Below are 16,271 nucleotides of genomic sequence, written 5' to 3'. Positions count from 1 at the left end.
CCCGCTCCCGTCTTCGTCCTCGTCCAGCTCGGGCGCGTCCGGATCGCGCACCGGGCGCAGGGCGCAGGGCGCCGGCGGCCGGAAGGCCGGCGGTCAAGCTGTAGCGGCCGGGCAGGTTCAGGTTGCGGTGCAACCGACGCGACCACTCCGGGTCCTCGGACTCGTGGTACTCGTAGGCGTCCCGGATCTCCCACGCGTGCTCGTACGACGTCTTCGGCCGCTCGGTGTACCGCTTCACCACCGACGGGTCCTCGATACCGAGCTGCGCGGCCAGGTGCTCGACCACCGACCACGGGGCATCAAGCGGATCATCCGAAAGGAACCGACCGATGTAGCGCACCGTGCACATCTGGAGCGCGAAGCCGAGATGGTGGTGGGCCGAGCGCCGGAGCGACATCCGCCCGCCGCCGCATCGGGCACCCTCTTGCATGAAGGACTCCATCAGTCAGTCAGAGGAAGGAGGGGTGGAGCGGCCGCGGATCGCGCGACCCACGAGCACGGCGAGCGGAATCACGACCACGACGTAGGCGGCGCAGGCCGCTGCGGCCACGGAGCTGCCGGTGATCTTGAGGACGAGTCCCCCGAGCACGAGGGCCGCGGCGAAGGTGCAGAAGAAGAGGCGCATGGGACGTCTAACGACTAGAGCTGGTGGGGGACTTCGAGGGCCGCCCAGGACGCGCGGGGTCTGGGGATGCCGTCGGCGGCCGCTCCGGTGTAGCCGGGCTTCCGCCGCCACCGACCCCACTGGCAGCGAACGTCCACGCCGGCGCGTTGTCGGCCACCCTCTCGGCGTCCACTCTGATCATGGCGTGCACGCCCTGCTCACCCAGCCATTCCAGGATGAGGAGTGTCACGTCCTCGATGCCACCATCCTGGTCGATCTTTGGCCGGCGGCCCTGGCTTCCTGTCATCGCCCAGACTCTAGCGAGGGGTCCGAAGCAGTCGGCGTCCAGCGGTCAGGTCGGCAGACTCAGTGCCTGGTTTCCGTTCTGGCAAAGAGTTCAGCGCACTCGCCTGCAAAGGAACAGAGCTGGTCCACGACCTGCTGGTACTCCTGCGGATCCCACACCGTGTTCGGCGTGGCAGCAGTCCACTGCTGCCACAGTCCACCGGCCGCAAGGTACGGGGCTGCTCGCTCGGTCCCAAGGACGGCATCGAGGTGAAGCAGTGTGCTGAATACCGCGGTCTGGTCCCAGCGGAGGTCGAGTTCAGGCAGGTAGCGATCAAGGTATTTGCAGAGCAGATCGGCGTCCGCGCTGGTGCCGAAGGTGGCAAGAGCGATGCAGAGAGACCCTTGGTAGCGGCCTCCGCTGGCCAGCAGCAGTTCGCCGATGCGGCTCCGGAACTCGGTCCTCCCGGCCACGGCAACCAGCCAGGAGGCAGTCCTGCGCTCGCGCCACCCGCCCTCGAAAAGGATGCCGAGTTCCGTGGGAGTGATCTCCGCGGCAGCCTGGACCAGTTCCCTCACGAACAGGTCGCGCTCAGGTCCGCTCAACCGCAGTGAGCTTCCGCCCAGCCGCATGTACCGTCGGTCAGGCGTGACGAATCGTCGGACCAGGTCCATCAGCTCGGGGTCGGTCTTGGGATAGCGCATGGCTGCATCTTTGCCCGGCGAGGACCCAGCTGCCAGCGGTTTACCCCAGGAGCCCGAGTAGCGATCGCTAGTTCAGAGAACCGGCTCAGGCCGGGCGGCTGGAGGCGTCCGGGCTGCACACGATCGGTGCGCTCGCGGCGATGGAGAGGCCGTGGTGTGCCGGGGCCTGGGCGGGAAGGGCGGGCGGACGCTGCGCGACCGGGCCCGGGGTATCGATCCCCGGGGGATCACGGCGCGTCGGATGCCGGCGTCAACCAGCGCGTTCCACGCCTTCGGTCGTGAAGAAGCCCTGACACCAGCGGCCGGCCAGCGGCCTTCGAACCCGGGCGGGGCTTAGGTAGGCAGAGGTCAGAGAACCTGCCTGCGCCCCGCCCTCGCCGAAGCAGGCTGTAGTACCTGCACGCCTGCACGTGCGTGCCGGTGAGCAGACAGTCCGGCGGCGGGTCTGGCACCCACAGGTCTCGGCGACCGGCGGGTCAGGGCGTGAACGGGCGAACGGCAAGGAGTTCTCGGACCGCGCGGAGAGCCGTTGAGGGCGGGAAGGTGCCGTCGACGACGAGCTGGGCGCGGGTTCGGGCGGGGGCGACGTGTGTCTGGTGTGCCTGGCGGGTCCGGTCGTAGCCTCGGAGGCTGGTGAGGAGGTCTTGTCCTTCTTCGGCCTTGCGGAGGAGTTTGCGGGTGAGGCGGATGTCGGCGGGTGTGTCGACGTAGACGGTCCAGGTGGCGTGGTGTTCCAGTTCGGGCAGGGCGAAGGCGAAGATGCCTTCCACGATGATCATCGGCGCGTTGTCTGCGGCTGCCATGGCGGCATTGATGCGGGCGGTGTCCAGGGCGTCGGGGTTGCTGAAGTCGACGAAGCGGCCTTCCCCGTCGAAGCGCGGCACGGTCGGTGCCAGGGTCGGGTCAGTGTGGTAGCAGAGGTCGAGATGAACCACGTGCGTGCCGGGGACCTCAGCGGCGAGGGCGCGGGCCAGGTCGGTCTTGCCTGAGCCGGCGCCGCCGCCGATGAGCAGGACCGGGGGCGTGTGCCGGGGCTCCATGGGATGCCTCGCTCCGTGATGCGGGATGGGGAATCCCATGGACTCTGGTGCGGGCCGCTGTATGGGGTCGGGGGTGTTTGGGGGTCAGTGGAAGAGGGAGGCAATGACGGTGCCGGGAGGCCGGCCGGCGCTGCACCGGGTACTCCTCCGGGCCACCCTCGACGGACAGTCGACCTCCCTCATGTCCCAGCCCCTGGAGTGGTCCGAACTCCGCTCCGTCGTGAGAGATCCGGCTTCGACGACGGGCTTCGTCCACGTGGTGATCCGCCTGGGCTACGGCTCCCATGGGCGGGCCACGCCGCGTCGGCCCGTCTCCGAGGTACTCACCTTCGGCTGAGCCGCCACTCACAGACGGAACCAGCGCTCCTGTCCGGGTGCGACGGTCACCCGCCGTCCGCCAGGGAGCTCGACGGCGAGCGGGCCCTCGGGCGAGGCAGGAACCCGAACTGCCAGCCGCCCGGGAAGCATCCGCAGGCGCACCCCCCTGTGACGGCCAACGCACACGGTGAAGGTGAACCGGGGGATCTCCGCGAGTGTCACCGGAGCCACTCGAAGCCCTTCCGGTCCCGTCTCCAGGCCGGTGATCCCCCGCTGGACCAGATCGATCGTGCCCGCCATCGCCCCGAGATGAATACCCTCTCCGGTCGTTCCTCCCTGGACGTCGGCCACGTCGGCGAGCAGGGCCTCCTCGCAGTACCGCCAGGCGTCGGCACCCTGCTGTCGGGCCAGCACCCATCCGTGGACGAGGCTGCTGAGCGTCGAGCCGTGGCTGGTGCGCCGCAGGTAGTACGAAACAGTCGCTCGCCATATCTCGTCGTCCAGCACGTAGCCGAGACGGCCGAACAGGCCGTACAGCTCCTCGGGCCGGAAGAGGTAGCCGAGCATGAGGGTGTCGGCCTGCTTCGACGCCTGGTAGCGATTGGCCGTGTCGCCCTCGGCCTCCAGGATCCGGTCGAGTCTGCGAATGTCTCCGTACCGGGCCCGATAGAGGTCCCAGTCGAGTTCCGCCAGGTCTCCGTATCCCTCGAACTGGCTGACCACGCCTTGGTGGAAGGGCAGGTACAGGCGGCGGGAAACGTCCTCCCAGCGGGCGAGTTCGCCGTCGTCAAGCGACAGTTGCTGCGATAGTTCCGAGCGCCGGGCCGCGGGCAGTTCGCCGAGCAGGTCGAGGCCGCGAGCGAGAACCCATGCGGCGGTCGCGTTGGTGTAGGCGTTGTCGTCGATGCCCGGGACCGTCGCATCGGGATAGCCGTCGTGGTATTCGTCCGGTCCCACGACCCCTCGGATCCGGTAGCGCCGCAGGGCCGGGTCGAAGACGGCGGCACCGGCCCAGTAGCGGGCGACCTCAAGGAGGATCTCCGCCCCGGCGGAGTGGAGGAATCCGCGGTCACCGGTGGACTGCGCGTACCGCCAGACGTTGTAGGCGACGGCCGAGCCCACATGGCGCTGGAGGTGGGAATGGTCGGGCAGCCAGCGCCCGGAGCGCGGGTTGAGGTGCAGGGCCTGGGTCTCCTCCCGGCCCGAACTCGCGCTCTGCCACGGGTACATGGCCCCCTGATGACCGGCGAGACCGGCGGCTTCGCGGGCGGCCGGCAGTCGACGGTGCCGGTACATGAGCCGCGCCCGGGCCACCTCGGGGAAGTGGAGGTCGAGGTAGGGCAGGACGAAGAGCTCGTCCCAGAAGACGTGCCCCCGGTACGCCTCACCGTGCAGTCCCCGCGCAGGCACGCCCACGTCGAGCTCCGCCGTGTGCGGGGAGAGTGCCTGCAGCAGATGGAACACGTGCAGCCGCAGGATGCGGCCCGCCTCACCGGGCACGTGCAACTCTCCCTGCTCCCAGACGCGCTGCCAGGCAGCCTTGTGGGCGGAGAGCAGCTGGGGAAAGGCCGGAGTACGAGCGATCAGGTCAGTGGCTGCTGTGAGCGGGTCGGCGGCGGGCCAGTCCATGGATGTGTGCAGCGCCAGGGTCTTCACGACCATCGCCGAGCGGCGGGGAACGACGGGCAGACGGTACGTCTGCACGGTGCCGGCCGGGGTGGCTGCCTCCCGCGCGGGCCGAGCGGGTCGGGTGACCGTGCGCACGGCCATGGCGATCCGGATGCCCGGGTCGACGGTACGGCTGGAGATCCAGGCGACGCCGTCGGGCTCGAATCCGGTCCGGTGGTCGCTGAGATGGCGCCCGTCCAGGTGCCGGTAGCGCTCGACTCCGGCATTGGTGACGTTGCCGTCGAGGACGGACTGCACCTCGATGGAACCGCTCCAGCCGTAGGCGCGGAAGAGGGTGCACTGGGCCGCCAGTCCGGGTTCTCCCATGTGGACGACGCGGAGGTGGCTGACACGCAGACCCCGCCCGCGGGCGTCTTGGAAGAGCAGACGTCGCGTGAGAACGCCCGCACGCAGATCGAGGTGCACATCGTAGTGGCGCAGTTCCCCGGCGTCGGGAGTGAGCCAATCGCCCGGCGGACCGTCGTCCGGGAGGCAGCGGTAGCGCAGAAGCGTCCAGTTCGGAAGGTTGACGAGATCCTCGTTCTCGATCTGCTGCCCTGCGACGGTCGACGTGAGCCGGTCATAGCAGCCGGCCAGGTAGGTGCCCGGGTAGTGCTGACCCCCGGCGGTGCACTCGGGAGCGGAGCCCCGAGTGGCGAACCGGCCGTTGCCCAGGGTGCAGAGTGCTTCGACCAGCGACTCGCGTTCCGGGTCGTACCGGTCGTACTTCCACTGCCAGCCGGCGGTCATCCGTGATCACCCCAGACGCTCCGGACCAGCGTCGTCAGATCGGGAACCACCAGGTCGGCACCCTGCTCCCGCAGGAGGGCGGCGCTGCGCCGCAGCGAGGTGCGCTCGACTCCGACGACGAGGCCGAAGCCTCCGCGACGCGCTGCCTCGACTCCGGCGAGTGCGTCCTCGGCGACCGCGGTCTCCCGCGGAGGGCTGTCCAGGAGATCGGCCGCCCGCAGGAACAGCGCGGGATCCGGCTTGCCCGCGAGGCCCAGCCTGGCGGCGTCCTCGCCGTCCACGATCACCGTGAGGGAACCGGCGAGCCCGGCGGCACGGATCAGTGTCCGGGCGTGCCGGGAGGCGGAGACGGCAGCGCACGGCACACCCGCCGTGCGCAGGGCCGTGAGGGCGGGCAGTACGTCGGCGAAGGCCGTGACGCCCTCCGTGCGAAGCAGATCGACGAACGCCCGTTCTTTGTGGGCCGCGACCGACCAGATCGTCGCGTTGCCGGGCGGATCGCGGGGCGTCCCCGCCGGGAGTCCGAGGCCCCGGGCGGCGAGGAAGGCCGCCGCTCCGTCGTAGCGGGATCTTCCGTCGACGAACCGGCGGTATTCGGCGTCGGCGTCGAAGGACGGCTGCTCCTCGCCCGCCAGGGCTTCCAGGCAGGCGTCCAGCGCCGTTTTCCAGGCCGCCGCGTGGAGGCCGGCCGAGTCGAGGAGCACCCCGTCCGTGTCCAGGACAAGTGCACACGGCGGGCGTGATCGGGGGCTTCGGTCGTCCGCCGGAGCGCTCTGTGTCGGGCGGGGCTGGGATCTGGTCATCGGCGTCCTAGGCGCCGCCGAGTGCGGGTCTCGCACGCCTCCGGGGCACCGACGGCCTCCGTGACGACATCGACGCCGAGGCCGTCGATCGGATCCGCGACCTGCTGTTCGGGGCCTTCCCCGGCGTCCACGGTCGTGTCCGCGCCGAGGGCACGGGCGGCGGCCAGCCGGGACTGGGCGAGGTCGTCGACGGCGACGACACGGCCGGGACTGGAGAGGCGCGCCGTGATGACGGCGGCGAAGCCGCTGGGGCCTGCGCCGACCACGACGACCACCGTGTCGGCGGGGCTCGCCGCGCCGTTCACGACATCCCCCTCGCAGGAGGTGGGGAAGGTGTCGGCGAACAGGACGGCGTCGAAGTTGTCGATCGAGTCGGGCAGTGGGTGGCCGGACGAGTCGGCGAAGGGGGGTACGCGGACGTACTCGGCCTGAATGCCGTCGACGGCATTCAGGCCGAGGATCCGACCACCGCCGCCGCGGCACTGTCCGTAGCGGCTCTCACGGCAGAAGCTACACCTGCCGCAGGCCGTGACGCAGGAGACCCGCGGCCGGCTCTGCTCAGCTTCCTGGGCGGGGTGGGGACGGTCACCTGCAGCAAGTTCCTGGTCGAGAGCGACCATGCGCGGATCCTCCTCGACTGCGGTCTCTTCCAGGGTTTCGCGAAGCTGCGGCACCGCAACTGGGAGCGGTTCGCCCGCGCCGCCGCGGACGTGGACGACGTGGTCGTGACTCATGCCCATCTGGACCACTGCGGCTATCTGCGCCCCGACTGGTGCGGCAGGGATTCCGGGGGCCGATCCTGACCAGCGCCCGCACCGCCCGGCTCGCCAGGATCGTGCTGCGCGACAGTGAACGGCTCCAGACGGAGGGCGCCTGGCACGCCAACGAACACGGCTGGCCCAAGCACCCCCCGGCGAAGCCGCTCTACGACGACTCGGACGTCGTAGAGCGGCTTCGCCGAGTTGCGGCCCGAGATCCTGGCACGTGGAGAGGGCCCGCTAAGCCCGGAAACTGGGCTGGCCGGCCGTCGTGCCCCGCTCGGGGAGGCCGTGCTGGTCCGCTGACCCGGTCCCCTCGGTCCCCGGCTATGACCTGCCCGGCCCTACCTGGGCAGGACCGCCGCGCGGAAGTCTGTGGGGGGGGAGGGCTGGAGGCGCACCATGAGCATCATGAGGATGCGGCCGAACGAACTCGCGCCGGTACCCGCAGCCGTTGCGGCAGCGCCAGCACGCCGATCCCTCAGGTAAGGAAAGAGCGATGACACCTCAGCCGTTCACCGTCGCCGACGTGATGACCAGGAAGGTCGTCGCCGTCCAGCCCGGCGCGGAGTTCAAGGAGATCGTCGCCGCCATGGAGCGGTGGAAGGTGACGGCCGTACCGGTCATCGAGGGCGAGGGCCGCGTCGTCGGGGTGGTCTCCGAGGCCGATCTGCTTCTCAAGGAGGAGTTCCACGACCACCGCCTCGGTCTCGTCGAACAGATGCGACGGCTCGACGCCACGGCCAAGGCCGGTTCTCGCCGGGCCGAGGACCTGATGACCTCGCCCGCGGTCACCGTCGCTCCCGAGGCGTCCCTGCCCCAGGCCGCCCGCCTCATGGCCTCCCACCAAGTCAAGCGGCTGCCGGTCGTCGGCCTGGGCGGAACGATCCAGGGGATCGTGAGCCGGTCCGACCTCCTCAAGGTCTTCCTCCGACCGGACGAGGATCTCGCCGCCGAAGTGCGCCGCGACGTCGTCGAGCACCTTTTCCCGCTCTCTCAGCGCCGGGTCGACGTCCGTGTCGAGGCCGGAGTGGTGACGCTGGCCGGCGAGGTCCGCGACAGCGCGCTCATCCCGCTCGCGGCCCGCCTTGCCCGCGCTGTCGAAGGCGTGGTGGACGTACGGTGCGAGCTCACCACCCTGGGCCGGACATAGCCATGTCCGGCCGTTCCGGTGCAGGTCACGGGTCCAGCGCGCATGCTCGAAGTATGTCCCAGGTGACCAGCACGGACCTGTACGAGGTCACGATGGCGCTCTCGTACCTGCGGGAGGACATGCGGGCCCCGGCCACCTTCAGCCTCTTCGTCCGCGACCTCCCCCCTGGCCGCGGATTTCTCGTCGCGGCGGGGCTCGAACCGGCCCTTGACTACCTCTCCCACTTCCTTGTGGGCCGCTCCGACGTCCGGGAGTTCGCCGAGGCGCTGCGTCGGCCGGTCGAGGACCTGGAACCGCTGCACGGCCTGTCGTTCGACGGCCAGGTCCGCGCCGTGCCCGAAGGACGGCTGGTCCTCGCAGGTGAGCCGCTCCTGGAAGTCACCGCGCCCCTGCCGCAGGCCCAGCTCGTGGAGACGTACCTGCTGTCCCTCGTCTGTCACCAGACGGCGGTCGCCTCCAAAGCGGCGCGGTGTGCGCTCGCCGCCGCCGGGCGACCCCTGGTGGACTTCTCCCTGCGCCGGAACCACGGACCCGAGGCGGGCATGCAGGCGGCACGACTCTGCGCACTCGTCGGGTTCGCAGGCACCAGCAACGTCGCCGCCGCGACCCGGTACGGCATTCCTGCATCCGGCACCATGGCCCACTCCTACGTCGAGACCTTCGCCTCGGAGGAGGACGCCTTCCGTGCCTTCGCCCGAACCCATCCGGGACCCGTGACCTTCCTGGTCGACACGTACGACACCGACCGCGGGGTCGCGACGGCCGCTCGCGTCCTGAGCGACTTGAGGCTCGGCCCGGGGTGCGGGATCCGCCTCGACAGTGGCGACCTCGGCGCGCTGGCCCGACGCGCCCGTACCGCACTCGACGCGGCGGGGCTGAGCGACGTGCAGATCATCGCGAGCGGCGGCCTCGACGAGTACGCCGTCGCCACACTCGTACGGGACGGGGCACCCATCGACGTCTTCGCCGTGGGGACGAAGGTCGGCACGGCCGCGGACGCCCCGTATCTGGACGCGGCGTACAAGCTGGTCGAGTACGACGCCCGGCCCGTCATGAAGCTCTCGTCGGCGAAGGTGACCGCGCCGGGCCCGAAGCAGGTGTTCCGCGGCCCCGGCCTCCGCGACGTCATCGGCCTGGCGAACGAGGATCCGCCCGAGGGCACGGAGCCACTGCTGCGGACCGTGATGGGCGGCGGACTCCGCACGGAACCGCCCGACACCCTGGCCGCCGCCCGCGCCCGGTTCGAGGCGGACCTCGCCGCACTGCCGGAGGTGGCGCGCCGCATCGAGGGGCCCGTGCCACCCGTGCCGGTCGTGTCGACCAGGCTGTCGGCTCTGACGACCGTCGTGCGACACCGGATCGAGGCGCGGGCGCGAGCCGGGCGGTAGCACCAGGGACACGCCGCAGAGGCTGCGCACCCGAAGGAGCGAGCGGGGGCCGCCAGTGGGCTGAGATCGAAGCCGGAGGGCGGGACGCCGTCGCCGCTCGTGGGAAAGGAGCCGGGATGACGTGGCTAGCGACGCCTGCGGGCGCTGTCCTGGTGCTGTTCATCCTCCGGGACGTGTTCCACACACTCTGGCACCCGACCCGTCACGGCGGTCTGAGCAGGCTCGTCATGGTGTCCCTGTGGTGGCTGTCCGCCCGCCTCGGCGCGCGGTGGCGGCCGGCCGGGCTCGCGGGCCCGCTCGGCATGGTGACGGTCGTCGCGGCGTGGGCGCTCACCGTGGCCGTGGGGTGGGGGCTCATCTACTGGCCCCACATGCCGGAGGAGTTCTCGTACGCGGCGGGGCTCGTCCCGTCCGAACACGCGGGCCCGCTCGACGCCCTGTACATCTCGCTGGTCACCCTGGCCACGCTCGGGCTGGGCGACATCGCGCCGGCCTCCGGATGGCTGCGCGTACTCGCCCCCATGGAGGCACTCGTGGGTTTCGTCCTGCTGTCGGCGACCGTCGCCTGGATCCTCGGCATCTACCCGGCTCTGGCCCGCCGCAGAGCGCTGGCCCTGCGGCTGTCGCACGTCCGCCGCAGCCGGGCCACTGCCCAGGCCCTCGACTCCGACGGCGGCGCCGCTCTCCTGGACGGACTCGCCTCGGCCCTCTCCACGATCACGGTGGACTTCCTGCAGTACGCCGAGTCCTACTACTTCCACGACGGGGACGAGAACACGTCCCTGCCCCGGCAGCTCCGGTACGCCCTCGGCCTCGCGGACCAAGCCGACGGGGCGCACCACCCGGACGTCAGGCTCTCCGCGTCGGTGCTCCGCAGGGCACTCGAGGACCTGGCCGTCGTGCTCGACGAGAGATTCCTGCGCACGGGCAAGGGACCCGAGCGGGTCTTCGCGGCCTACGCCGCCGACCACGGGCAACCCCAGGGGCCGGACGGCCCTCCCCAGGACGGCGGCAGCGGGCGATCCTGAACGTGGGGGCCGCCGGTCGAACGCGCGAGAAGGTGACGAGCGATGAGGCACCGCAGCGTCGCGGATCCGATGACACCCACGGCGGTCAGCGTCGTGCCGGACACGACGTTCAAGGCGATCCTGGAGGAGATCGTCGAAGACGTGGTCCCCCACACGCTGGGACTGAGCCCGTCCGCCCTCTCGGTCGACGTCGTAGACGGCCAGGTCACCCCCAGCGGCACGGTCCGCCACCGCAGTCTCGTGCCGGTACTCCTCAGAACTCTGCAACAGCGTCGACGGTGTCGTGGGGTCGTCGACCGGCTCACGTACGAAGACGACGACCTGACGAGGAAGTGAGGACCATGGACACCCCGAACGCCCCGCACCCTTCCGTGACGGTGACTGCCGAACTCGACAAGCCACTGTCGCGCTGGTTGTGGCTGGTCAAGTGGATCCTGGTGATCCCGCACTGGATCGTGCTGTTCTTCCTCTGGGTCGCCTTCTTCGTGGTGACGGTGATCGCGTTCTTCGCCATCCTCTTCACCGAGCGCTTCCCACGAGGTCTTTTCGACTTCAACCTCGGTGTGCTCCGCTGGTCCTGGCGCGTCTCGTACTACTCGTACGGGGCCCTCGGCACCGACCGCTACCCGCCCTTCAGCCTGGGCCCCGAGCCGGACTACCCGGCCCGGCTCGACATCGCCTACCCGGAGCGGCTCTCGCGCTCGATGGTCCTGGTCAAGTGGTGGCTGCTCGCAATCCCGCACTACCTCGTGATCGCCTTCTTCACCAGCGGCATGCACGCAGGATGGTGGAGCGGCGGCCTCATCACCCTGCTCGCGCTCATCGCGGGCTTCGCCCTCGCCTTCACCGAGCGCTATCCGCGTGACCTGTTCGTCCTGGTCGTCGGACTGAACCGCTGGGTCCTGCGCGTCGCCGCCTACGCGAGCCTCATGACGGACGCCTACCCGCCCTTCCGCCTCGACCAGGGCGGTACGGAGACCTCCGCCGCGACCGAGCGCTCCCCGTACGGCAACTGACGGCGCCGCCTGGCGCGCCGCAGCTCGTCCGTGCGGATTCGAGAACACCCCGATGTCGCGCAGCGTCGCGTGATCGGTCCGGGCCGCGAAGGCGGTACCGACCTGGCAGGTGACGATACCGGCGAAGGTGGCCGTGATCGCTGTTACGTATGCGTGGTCCGCGACGAAGGCGAGAACGGCCGCAGCCCACAGCAGCAGGGCCGGTGCGGGGTTGTACGGCTGCCGGCATGCTCAGTCATCGTCGTCCCCTGCACCGCTGCCGCGGCGGAGTCGCCCGGACCATACGGGTTCCACCTGCTCCCATTCGCGTTCCCAGGCCGCGAGCCGGTGACCTTCGGTCCGCCGCCGTACGAGGAAGACCACGGCGGCACCCGTCACCCCCACCACACCCGCCACTGCCGTGCCGCCCGAGAGGGAGGTAAGGGCACGGTTCGCGGCACTGTCCGGGGGCCGGGCTGGGGCCCCATTGTCGTCCACCCAGATCGTCAGAGCGCGGCCCTGGGGTGTCCGCGGCGGGACGTGGATGGTGCCGGACCGACGGACGTGCTCGGGCTGCTCCCACACAGCCGGCGCGACGGCCTGCGGATGGGAGCCGAACCTGGTGGCGACGGGTGGGTCCTTGGCCGGCCCAGTGGTCGTAGCGGTCACCTGATGACGGTGGACGGCACGTTCTCGGTCGGCCTTGGATCCGGCCGTCCACAGGCTCCCGGCGACCACGGCACCGCAGATCAGGGCGACCATCAGCACGAAGACCAGGGCGGCGCGTCTCGCGAGTCTCCTGGGCGGGGTGGTCCCGCTCCATGACGGCTCGTGGTGGGGCATGCCGCACCTCCCGTTGGGGTGGCTCGCCGGCCGGTCGGGGGCCCGATTCAGTGGGTGGCGTCGAGTTCCGTTGCGATGTGGTGGGCCCATGCCCGGATGCGTTCCGGATTGCGGAAGTCGCCGCCTTTGCCGCGGCTCACCATGTGCCGGGCGACCGGGTCCGAGGTCTCGGCGGTCATTGCGCCGCCGAAGGTCATGTGTTCGCGGGCACCGAGCTTCTTCATCCGCCGGGCGACTCCTCGTACGGGCGGAATGTCGCGCTGCTCCGCGGAACTGTCGACGGGACCACTGCTGAACAGCCAGAGAGGCCGGTGCCTCAGCTGTTCGGCGTTGCGCCGGGCGCACCGTCGTGCCTTGCCGGTCCAGTGCCCGGCGTAGAGGGCTCCGCCGAGGACGACGCCGTCGTATCCGCTCACGTCGGTGACGGTGTCGGCCGGCAGGACGACAGCGTCGAAACCGTCGTCCCGGAGCGTCTTGCCGATCTCTTCGGCGATGCCGGCAGTAGAGCCGGCCTTGCTGCCGTATGCGACCAGGACACGCTTGGCGTTCATGACGCTACTCCCCCGGCCCGCTTGTCGGTCCGCTTCACCGGAACGGTCCGGACGGACGTGGTCTCCTCGTCGGGCATCGGGACGCGAATGGTGAGAATGCCGTCCGCGTACGACGCCTCGACGTCGTCGGCGAGGATCGTGCCCGGGAGGCGCACGGTTCTGCGGAACGATCCGTAGCGGAACTCCGAGTGCTCCTTGTCCTCCATGCTCTCGCTGTGCTCCGCACTCACCGTGATGAGGTTGTCGTCGACGGTGATGCCGATGTCGTCGTCCGGGTCCATCCCCGGCAGCTCGGCCCGCAGCACGTACACGCCGTCACCGCTGGTCACCTCCACGGGAATGGAATGAGCAGCCGTCGCGGGGCGCCACCCGGGCAGCCCTGGGAACTCCCTGTTGAACCAGTCGTTGAAATCGGGGAAGAGGCTGTGCCTGCGTTCCACCTTGCCTCCGGCCATTGCTCTGCTCCTCGTGTACGGGGCCCAGGACGGTCGCCGTGGACCCGAGTCGGTGCGGACAGGCGGCGGATGGGTTGCGGAGTTCGGTCCGAGTCCACAACCCACTCTTCCACCCACGAGGTCGCGTGGCGCAGTGTCCAAGGGGGCTGTCCGAGGGGGCCGAACGGGCCGCACCGGGAGGGGACCGACCGGCCCATGGCGCCACGGCGCCGGTGCTGTCAGCGGCAGATCTCCTCGACGAAGTGACCCACCCGTCCTCCGGGAGGCGCCGGGCGAGGTCCGCCTCACTGATCAGGCCGACGAGGCGGTGGTCGTCTGTCACGGGCGGCAAGCGGCGGATGCGGTGGTCATGCTTGGTGCGGAGTACCTCTTCGCTGTCGGCGCCCACGTCCACGGTGACAGGTTTGCCCTGGGCGAGGTATCCGGCCGTCATCTGTCGGGGGTCCTTGCCCTTGGCAAGGCACTTCACCACGATGTCCCGGTCGGTGATGATGCCGTGCAGCCGGTTGTCCGGGGCGGTGGTGGCGAATCCCGGAGGGACGCGAATGCCCGCGCCCCGAGCCCGTTGGTCCTCTCGCCCAGCGAGGCGGTCTTGCCACGGCCTCTGCCACCGACCACCACAGAGAGGGATTCGCCGGACCTCCTCGGAGACGGCGACATCCGGATACCTCTCGGCCCAGCCCGCCACCGCTTTGGCGATCGCCGACTCCGCGCGGATACCCAGGGCGCTTTGGCGGGCGAGCGCGTCGTACCGGAGCCCGTGGTGGGAAGGGGGGACCGCCACGACGAGCCGGAGCGCCAGTCCTCTTCGTACAGCCTCGTCGGCGGCCCAGAGGAGAGCGGGGACCGACTGCTCCCGCGGGTCGACTCCGAGCAGTATCTCGTTCACGTCTCCGCGACCCGGGTGGCGAAGGCGGGAGGGACGATCTCCACCGGGCAGTGGGCGTGGTGGAGCAGGACATGGGCGACGCGCCCCAGGGACGGGCCTGCGCCCAGGACGCGGTGTTCTCTGCCCACCACCAGCAGATCGGTGTGGGCAGTCGCCTCCACCAGGATCCCGGGCGTGCTCGTGCCCGCCTCGACGTGATGGCTGACGATCAGCCGGGGATAGAACTCACGCACGAGGTCGGCGAGCGACTTGATCTCCTGCACGCGTTGTCGCGCGATCCCGTCGAGGTCGTCCAGCATGGTCGCGACACTGCCGACGTGGGTGAGCACGTTCCACACGCTCACCAGCCGCAACGCCGCCTTGCGGGCGTCGGCCTCGGCGGCCGCGAGGAGCAGCCAGCCCAGATCCGAAGCGCCGTGCACGGCTGCTGTCACGGAGCCCGACGCGGGACGGTCACCGCCTCCACGGACCACGATCAGGGGAACTTCTGCGCGGGCCGCCACACCCAGACCGACGGATCCGAGCATGAGCGCGGAGAATCCACCGAGCCCCCGGTTACCGACCACGATCGTGCCTCGGTGGCCGGCGGCCGCACGAAGACCGGCGACCGGCTCCCGACGGCTCAGCTCCTTCGTGACGGCAAGGTCCGGATAAAGGCCGTGGACCGCACTCGCGGCCTCGGCCAGCAGGTCACGACCCGCTTCACGTACCGCCTGAAGCGTCTCGGCATTGGCGAAGAGGGCCCGGCGGTCGGTGTCGGCGGCGTGGACGAGATGCAGCGCCCGCCCCCGTCGGTCCGCCTCGGCGGCGGCCCAGAGCACGGCCGTGCGTGCGGAGGGGGACCCGTCGACTCCCACGACGACGTTGCCGAGCTCCGGTCGGGCGGGGGTCTCGCTGGTCATGGCTCCTCCTCCGGGGTACACGCGAGGCTCGGGAGCGCGTCCCGAGGGGCGGCATCTTCCACACTGGCATCGTGGTGGGCTTCCTCGGGATGGGCCGTTCGGCCCCGATCGAGACCTGCCCGGCCCTGCTGCCGGGAGGACGGGGGGACCAGCCTGAAGTCTGAGTGCCCTGCTCGATCCGGCCCACGGACGGAACGGAGCGGACGCGACTGAGGAGGCACGCCATGACAGCCCAGGTCACCGTCGGTCTTGACGGCTCGGAGGAAAGCCTCGCCGCCGTGGGTTGGGCGGCGACGGAAGCGGTGTTGCGCGAAGTGCCCCTCCGGCTGGTGCACGTGGAGGAGTGGCCGAACACCCCGGAGGTGCCCGCGTCTCACGCTCGCGCCTTGGCCGAGCGGGCCGAGGGCCTGTTGCGGAGCGAGGCGGACCGCGCGCGGAATGACCATCCCGGCCTCAAGGTGCTCACGGAGCGTGCGCGTGGCCGGGCGGCCGAGAGACTGACGGCCGCCGCGGACGAAGCCGATCTGACGGTCCTGGGTTCGCGCGGGCTCGGTGGAGTCCGCGGCTTCATCGTCGGCTCGGTCTCGCTCGCCGTCGTCGGCTCGGCGCGACAGCCGGTCGTCCTCGTGCGACCGGAGCACCACCGTGTGGCTGCCGAAGGCGGGATCGTGGTTGGTGTCGACATCCACCACCCGTGCGAAGCCCTGCTCGCTTTCTCGTTCAACGAGGCCGCCCGCAGGGGCCTGCCGCTGCGGTTCCTGCACAGTTGGACGCTTCCCTCCTCGTACGGCTACGCGGCCATCGTGGACCCGGGGATCGGCGAGGAGCTGGGTGGGCACCTTCTCGGGGGGCTGGACGACCTGCTGGAGCCGTGGCGGAAGCGGTACGCGGGTGTGGCAGTGGAGGCCAAGTCAGTGGTGGGTTCGCCCGCGTACCAGCTGGTCGAGGCGGCGCAGACCGCGCGACTCGTGATCGTGGGACGCCGGAGTCGGAACATCCCCCTCGGCCCGCATCTGGGCCATGTCGCCCACGCGGCCATTCACCACAGCCCCGCACCGGTCGCCGTCGTCCCCTTGATGTGAGCGGACGCGACTCGGACTTCGACCGCACACGGATGGATCCATCGCGGACGGTAA

At 70.5% G+C, this 16,271-nt stretch carries 15 protein-coding genes and 4 pseudogenes; 8 read left to right on the top strand and 11 right to left on the bottom strand.

Annotation, left to right across the window (positions count from 1 at the left end):
• Positions 1-115 precede the first annotated feature (115 nt).
• The 4 genes and pseudogenes from ACFVZH_RS33595 to ACFVZH_RS33580 all read right to left on the bottom strand — a co-directional run.
• A pseudogene (locus ACFVZH_RS33595) lies at positions 116-388 on the bottom strand (DUF4158 domain-containing protein); the annotation flags it as partial.
• Positions 389-445: 57 nt separating this feature from the next.
• A complete protein-coding gene (locus ACFVZH_RS33590; RefSeq protein WP_384903386.1) occupies positions 446-625 on the bottom strand; it encodes a hypothetical protein in 180 nt (59 codons plus the stop codon).
• A gap of 345 nt (positions 626-970) precedes the next feature.
• Positions 971-1,594: a DUF6000 family protein gene (locus ACFVZH_RS33585; RefSeq protein ID WP_384903385.1), complete on the bottom strand. Its 624-nt coding sequence runs from the start codon at positions 1,592-1,594 to the stop codon at positions 971-973.
• 476 nt (positions 1,595-2,070) lie between these two features.
• Positions 2,071-2,634, bottom strand: a complete 564-nt coding sequence (locus tag ACFVZH_RS33580; protein ID WP_384903383.1) for a uridine kinase — start codon at positions 2,632-2,634, stop codon at positions 2,071-2,073.
• 127 nt (positions 2,635-2,761) lie between these two features.
• Between ACFVZH_RS33580 and ACFVZH_RS33575 the strand changes: the two are divergent.
• Positions 2,762-2,971, top strand: a pseudogene (locus ACFVZH_RS33575) (nitroreductase); the annotation flags it as partial.
• Between the two features lie 8 nt (positions 2,972-2,979).
• Here ACFVZH_RS33575 and ACFVZH_RS33570 read toward each other — a convergent pair.
• From ACFVZH_RS33570 to ACFVZH_RS33560, 3 genes and pseudogenes are all read right to left on the bottom strand, one after another.
• Positions 2,980-5,370 carry a glycoside hydrolase family 65 protein gene (locus tag ACFVZH_RS33570; RefSeq protein ID WP_384903381.1) on the bottom strand — a complete coding sequence of 797 codons (2,391 nt, stop codon included), beginning with the start codon at positions 5,368-5,370 and terminating at the stop codon, positions 2,980-2,982.
• Positions 5,367-6,173: an HAD family hydrolase gene (locus tag ACFVZH_RS33565; RefSeq protein WP_384903379.1), complete on the bottom strand. Its 807-nt coding sequence runs from the start codon at positions 6,171-6,173 to the stop codon at positions 5,367-5,369. The genes ACFVZH_RS33570 and ACFVZH_RS33565 overlap by 4 nt, the downstream gene beginning before the upstream one ends.
• 17 nt (positions 6,174-6,190) lie before the next feature.
• Positions 6,191-6,724 (bottom strand): annotated as a pseudogene (locus ACFVZH_RS33560) (zinc-binding dehydrogenase); the annotation flags it as partial.
• Between the two features lie 24 nt (positions 6,725-6,748).
• Here ACFVZH_RS33560 and ACFVZH_RS33555 point away from each other — a divergent pair.
• From ACFVZH_RS33555 to ACFVZH_RS33530, 6 genes are all read left to right on the top strand, one after another.
• Positions 6,749-6,976, top strand: a complete 228-nt coding sequence (locus tag ACFVZH_RS33555) for an MBL fold metallo-hydrolase (RefSeq protein WP_384903377.1) — start codon at positions 6,749-6,751, stop codon at positions 6,974-6,976.
• 454 nt (positions 6,977-7,430) lie between these two features.
• Positions 7,431-8,084 carry a CBS domain-containing protein gene (locus ACFVZH_RS33550; RefSeq protein ID WP_384903375.1) on the top strand — a complete coding sequence of 218 codons (654 nt, stop codon included), beginning with the start codon at positions 7,431-7,433 and terminating at the stop codon, positions 8,082-8,084.
• A 53-nt stretch (positions 8,085-8,137) separates the two neighbouring features.
• On the top strand, positions 8,138-9,472 hold the full coding sequence (locus tag ACFVZH_RS33545) for a nicotinate phosphoribosyltransferase (RefSeq protein ID WP_384903373.1): 1,335 nt from the start codon (positions 8,138-8,140) through the stop codon (positions 9,470-9,472).
• A 116-nt stretch (positions 9,473-9,588) separates the two neighbouring features.
• Complete coding sequence (locus tag ACFVZH_RS33540; RefSeq protein ID WP_384903371.1) at positions 9,589-10,500, top strand: potassium channel family protein; 912 nt, start codon at positions 9,589-9,591, stop codon at positions 10,498-10,500.
• 42 nt (positions 10,501-10,542) lie between these two features.
• Entirely contained in the window at positions 10,543-10,836 is a 294-nt protein-coding gene (locus tag ACFVZH_RS33535; RefSeq protein ID WP_384903369.1) for a hypothetical protein, read from the top strand.
• Between the two features lie 5 nt (positions 10,837-10,841).
• Positions 10,842-11,516, top strand: a complete 675-nt coding sequence (locus tag ACFVZH_RS33530; RefSeq protein ID WP_384903367.1) for a DUF4389 domain-containing protein — start codon at positions 10,842-10,844, stop codon at positions 11,514-11,516.
• An 869-nt stretch (positions 11,517-12,385) separates the two neighbouring features.
• On the opposite strand, the gene ACFVZH_RS33525 is transcribed toward ACFVZH_RS33530, so the two are convergent.
• The 4 genes and pseudogenes from ACFVZH_RS33525 to ACFVZH_RS33510 all read right to left on the bottom strand — a co-directional run bounded on the left by ACFVZH_RS33525 (position 12,386) and on the right by ACFVZH_RS33510 (position 15,135).
• On the bottom strand, positions 12,386-12,889 hold the full coding sequence (locus ACFVZH_RS33525) for a flavodoxin domain-containing protein (RefSeq protein WP_384903365.1): 504 nt from the start codon (positions 12,887-12,889) through the stop codon (positions 12,386-12,388).
• A complete protein-coding gene (locus ACFVZH_RS33520; RefSeq protein WP_384903364.1) occupies positions 12,886-13,344 on the bottom strand; it encodes an Hsp20/alpha crystallin family protein in 459 nt (152 codons plus the stop codon). The genes ACFVZH_RS33525 and ACFVZH_RS33520 overlap by 4 nt, the downstream gene beginning before the upstream one ends.
• A gap of 319 nt (positions 13,345-13,663) precedes the next feature.
• Positions 13,664-13,777, bottom strand: a pseudogene (locus ACFVZH_RS33515) (CBS domain-containing protein); the annotation flags it as partial.
• A 452-nt stretch (positions 13,778-14,229) separates the two neighbouring features.
• Positions 14,230-15,135 carry a universal stress protein gene (locus ACFVZH_RS33510; RefSeq protein WP_384903362.1) on the bottom strand — a complete coding sequence of 302 codons (906 nt, stop codon included), beginning with the start codon at positions 15,133-15,135 and terminating at the stop codon, positions 14,230-14,232.
• 224 nt (positions 15,136-15,359) lie between these two features.
• Between ACFVZH_RS33510 and ACFVZH_RS33505 the strand changes: the two genes are divergently transcribed.
• A complete protein-coding gene (locus tag ACFVZH_RS33505) occupies positions 15,360-16,217 on the top strand; it encodes a universal stress protein (RefSeq protein ID WP_384903360.1) in 858 nt (285 codons plus the stop codon).
• The last annotated feature ends 54 nt before the right edge of the window (positions 16,218-16,271 follow it).

The organism is Streptomyces sp. NPDC059534 (assembly GCF_042743475.1).
In the GTDB taxonomy this organism is placed as follows: Bacteria; Actinomycetota; Actinomycetes; order Streptomycetales; family Streptomycetaceae; genus Streptomyces.
This window is presented reverse-complemented; position numbering and strand designations above follow the sequence as displayed.

Bases quoted from the DNA above. Each gene is read 5' to 3' on its own strand.
- ACFVZH_RS33545 (WP_384903373.1), top strand. From the start codon at position 8,138: ATGTCCCAGGTGACCAGCACGGACCTGTACGAGGTCACGATGGCGCTC.
- ACFVZH_RS33550 (WP_384903375.1), top strand. From the start codon at position 7,431: ATGACACCTCAGCCGTTCACCGTCGCCGACGTGATGACCAGGAAGGTC.
- ACFVZH_RS33505 (WP_384903360.1), top strand. From the start codon at position 15,360: ATGACAGCCCAGGTCACCGTCGGTCTTGACGGCTCGGAGGAAAGCCTC.
- ACFVZH_RS33530 (WP_384903367.1), top strand. From the start codon at position 10,842: ATGGACACCCCGAACGCCCCGCACCCTTCCGTGACGGTGACTGCCGAA.
- ACFVZH_RS33540 (WP_384903371.1), top strand. From the start codon at position 9,589: ATGACGTGGCTAGCGACGCCTGCGGGCGCTGTCCTGGTGCTGTTCATC.
- ACFVZH_RS33580 (WP_384903383.1), bottom strand. From the start codon at position 2,634: ATGGAGCCCCGGCACACGCCCCCGGTCCTGCTCATCGGCGGCGGCGCC.
- ACFVZH_RS33570 (WP_384903381.1), bottom strand. From the start codon at position 5,370: ATGACCGCCGGCTGGCAGTGGAAGTACGACCGGTACGACCCGGAACGC.
- ACFVZH_RS33590 (WP_384903386.1), bottom strand. From the start codon at position 625: ATGCGCCTCTTCTTCTGCACCTTCGCCGCGGCCCTCGTGCTCGGGGGA.
- ACFVZH_RS33565 (WP_384903379.1), bottom strand. From the start codon at position 6,173: ATGACCAGATCCCAGCCCCGCCCGACACAGAGCGCTCCGGCGGACGAC.
- ACFVZH_RS33510 (WP_384903362.1), bottom strand. From the start codon at position 15,135: ATGACCAGCGAGACCCCCGCCCGACCGGAGCTCGGCAACGTCGTCGTG.
- ACFVZH_RS33585 (WP_384903385.1), bottom strand. From the start codon at position 1,594: ATGCGCTATCCCAAGACCGACCCCGAGCTGATGGACCTGGTCCGACGA.
- ACFVZH_RS33525 (WP_384903365.1), bottom strand. From the start codon at position 12,889: ATGAACGCCAAGCGTGTCCTGGTCGCATACGGCAGCAAGGCCGGCTCT.
- ACFVZH_RS33520 (WP_384903364.1), bottom strand. From the start codon at position 13,344: ATGGCCGGAGGCAAGGTGGAACGCAGGCACAGCCTCTTCCCCGATTTC.
- ACFVZH_RS33535 (WP_384903369.1), top strand. From the start codon at position 10,543: ATGAGGCACCGCAGCGTCGCGGATCCGATGACACCCACGGCGGTCAGC.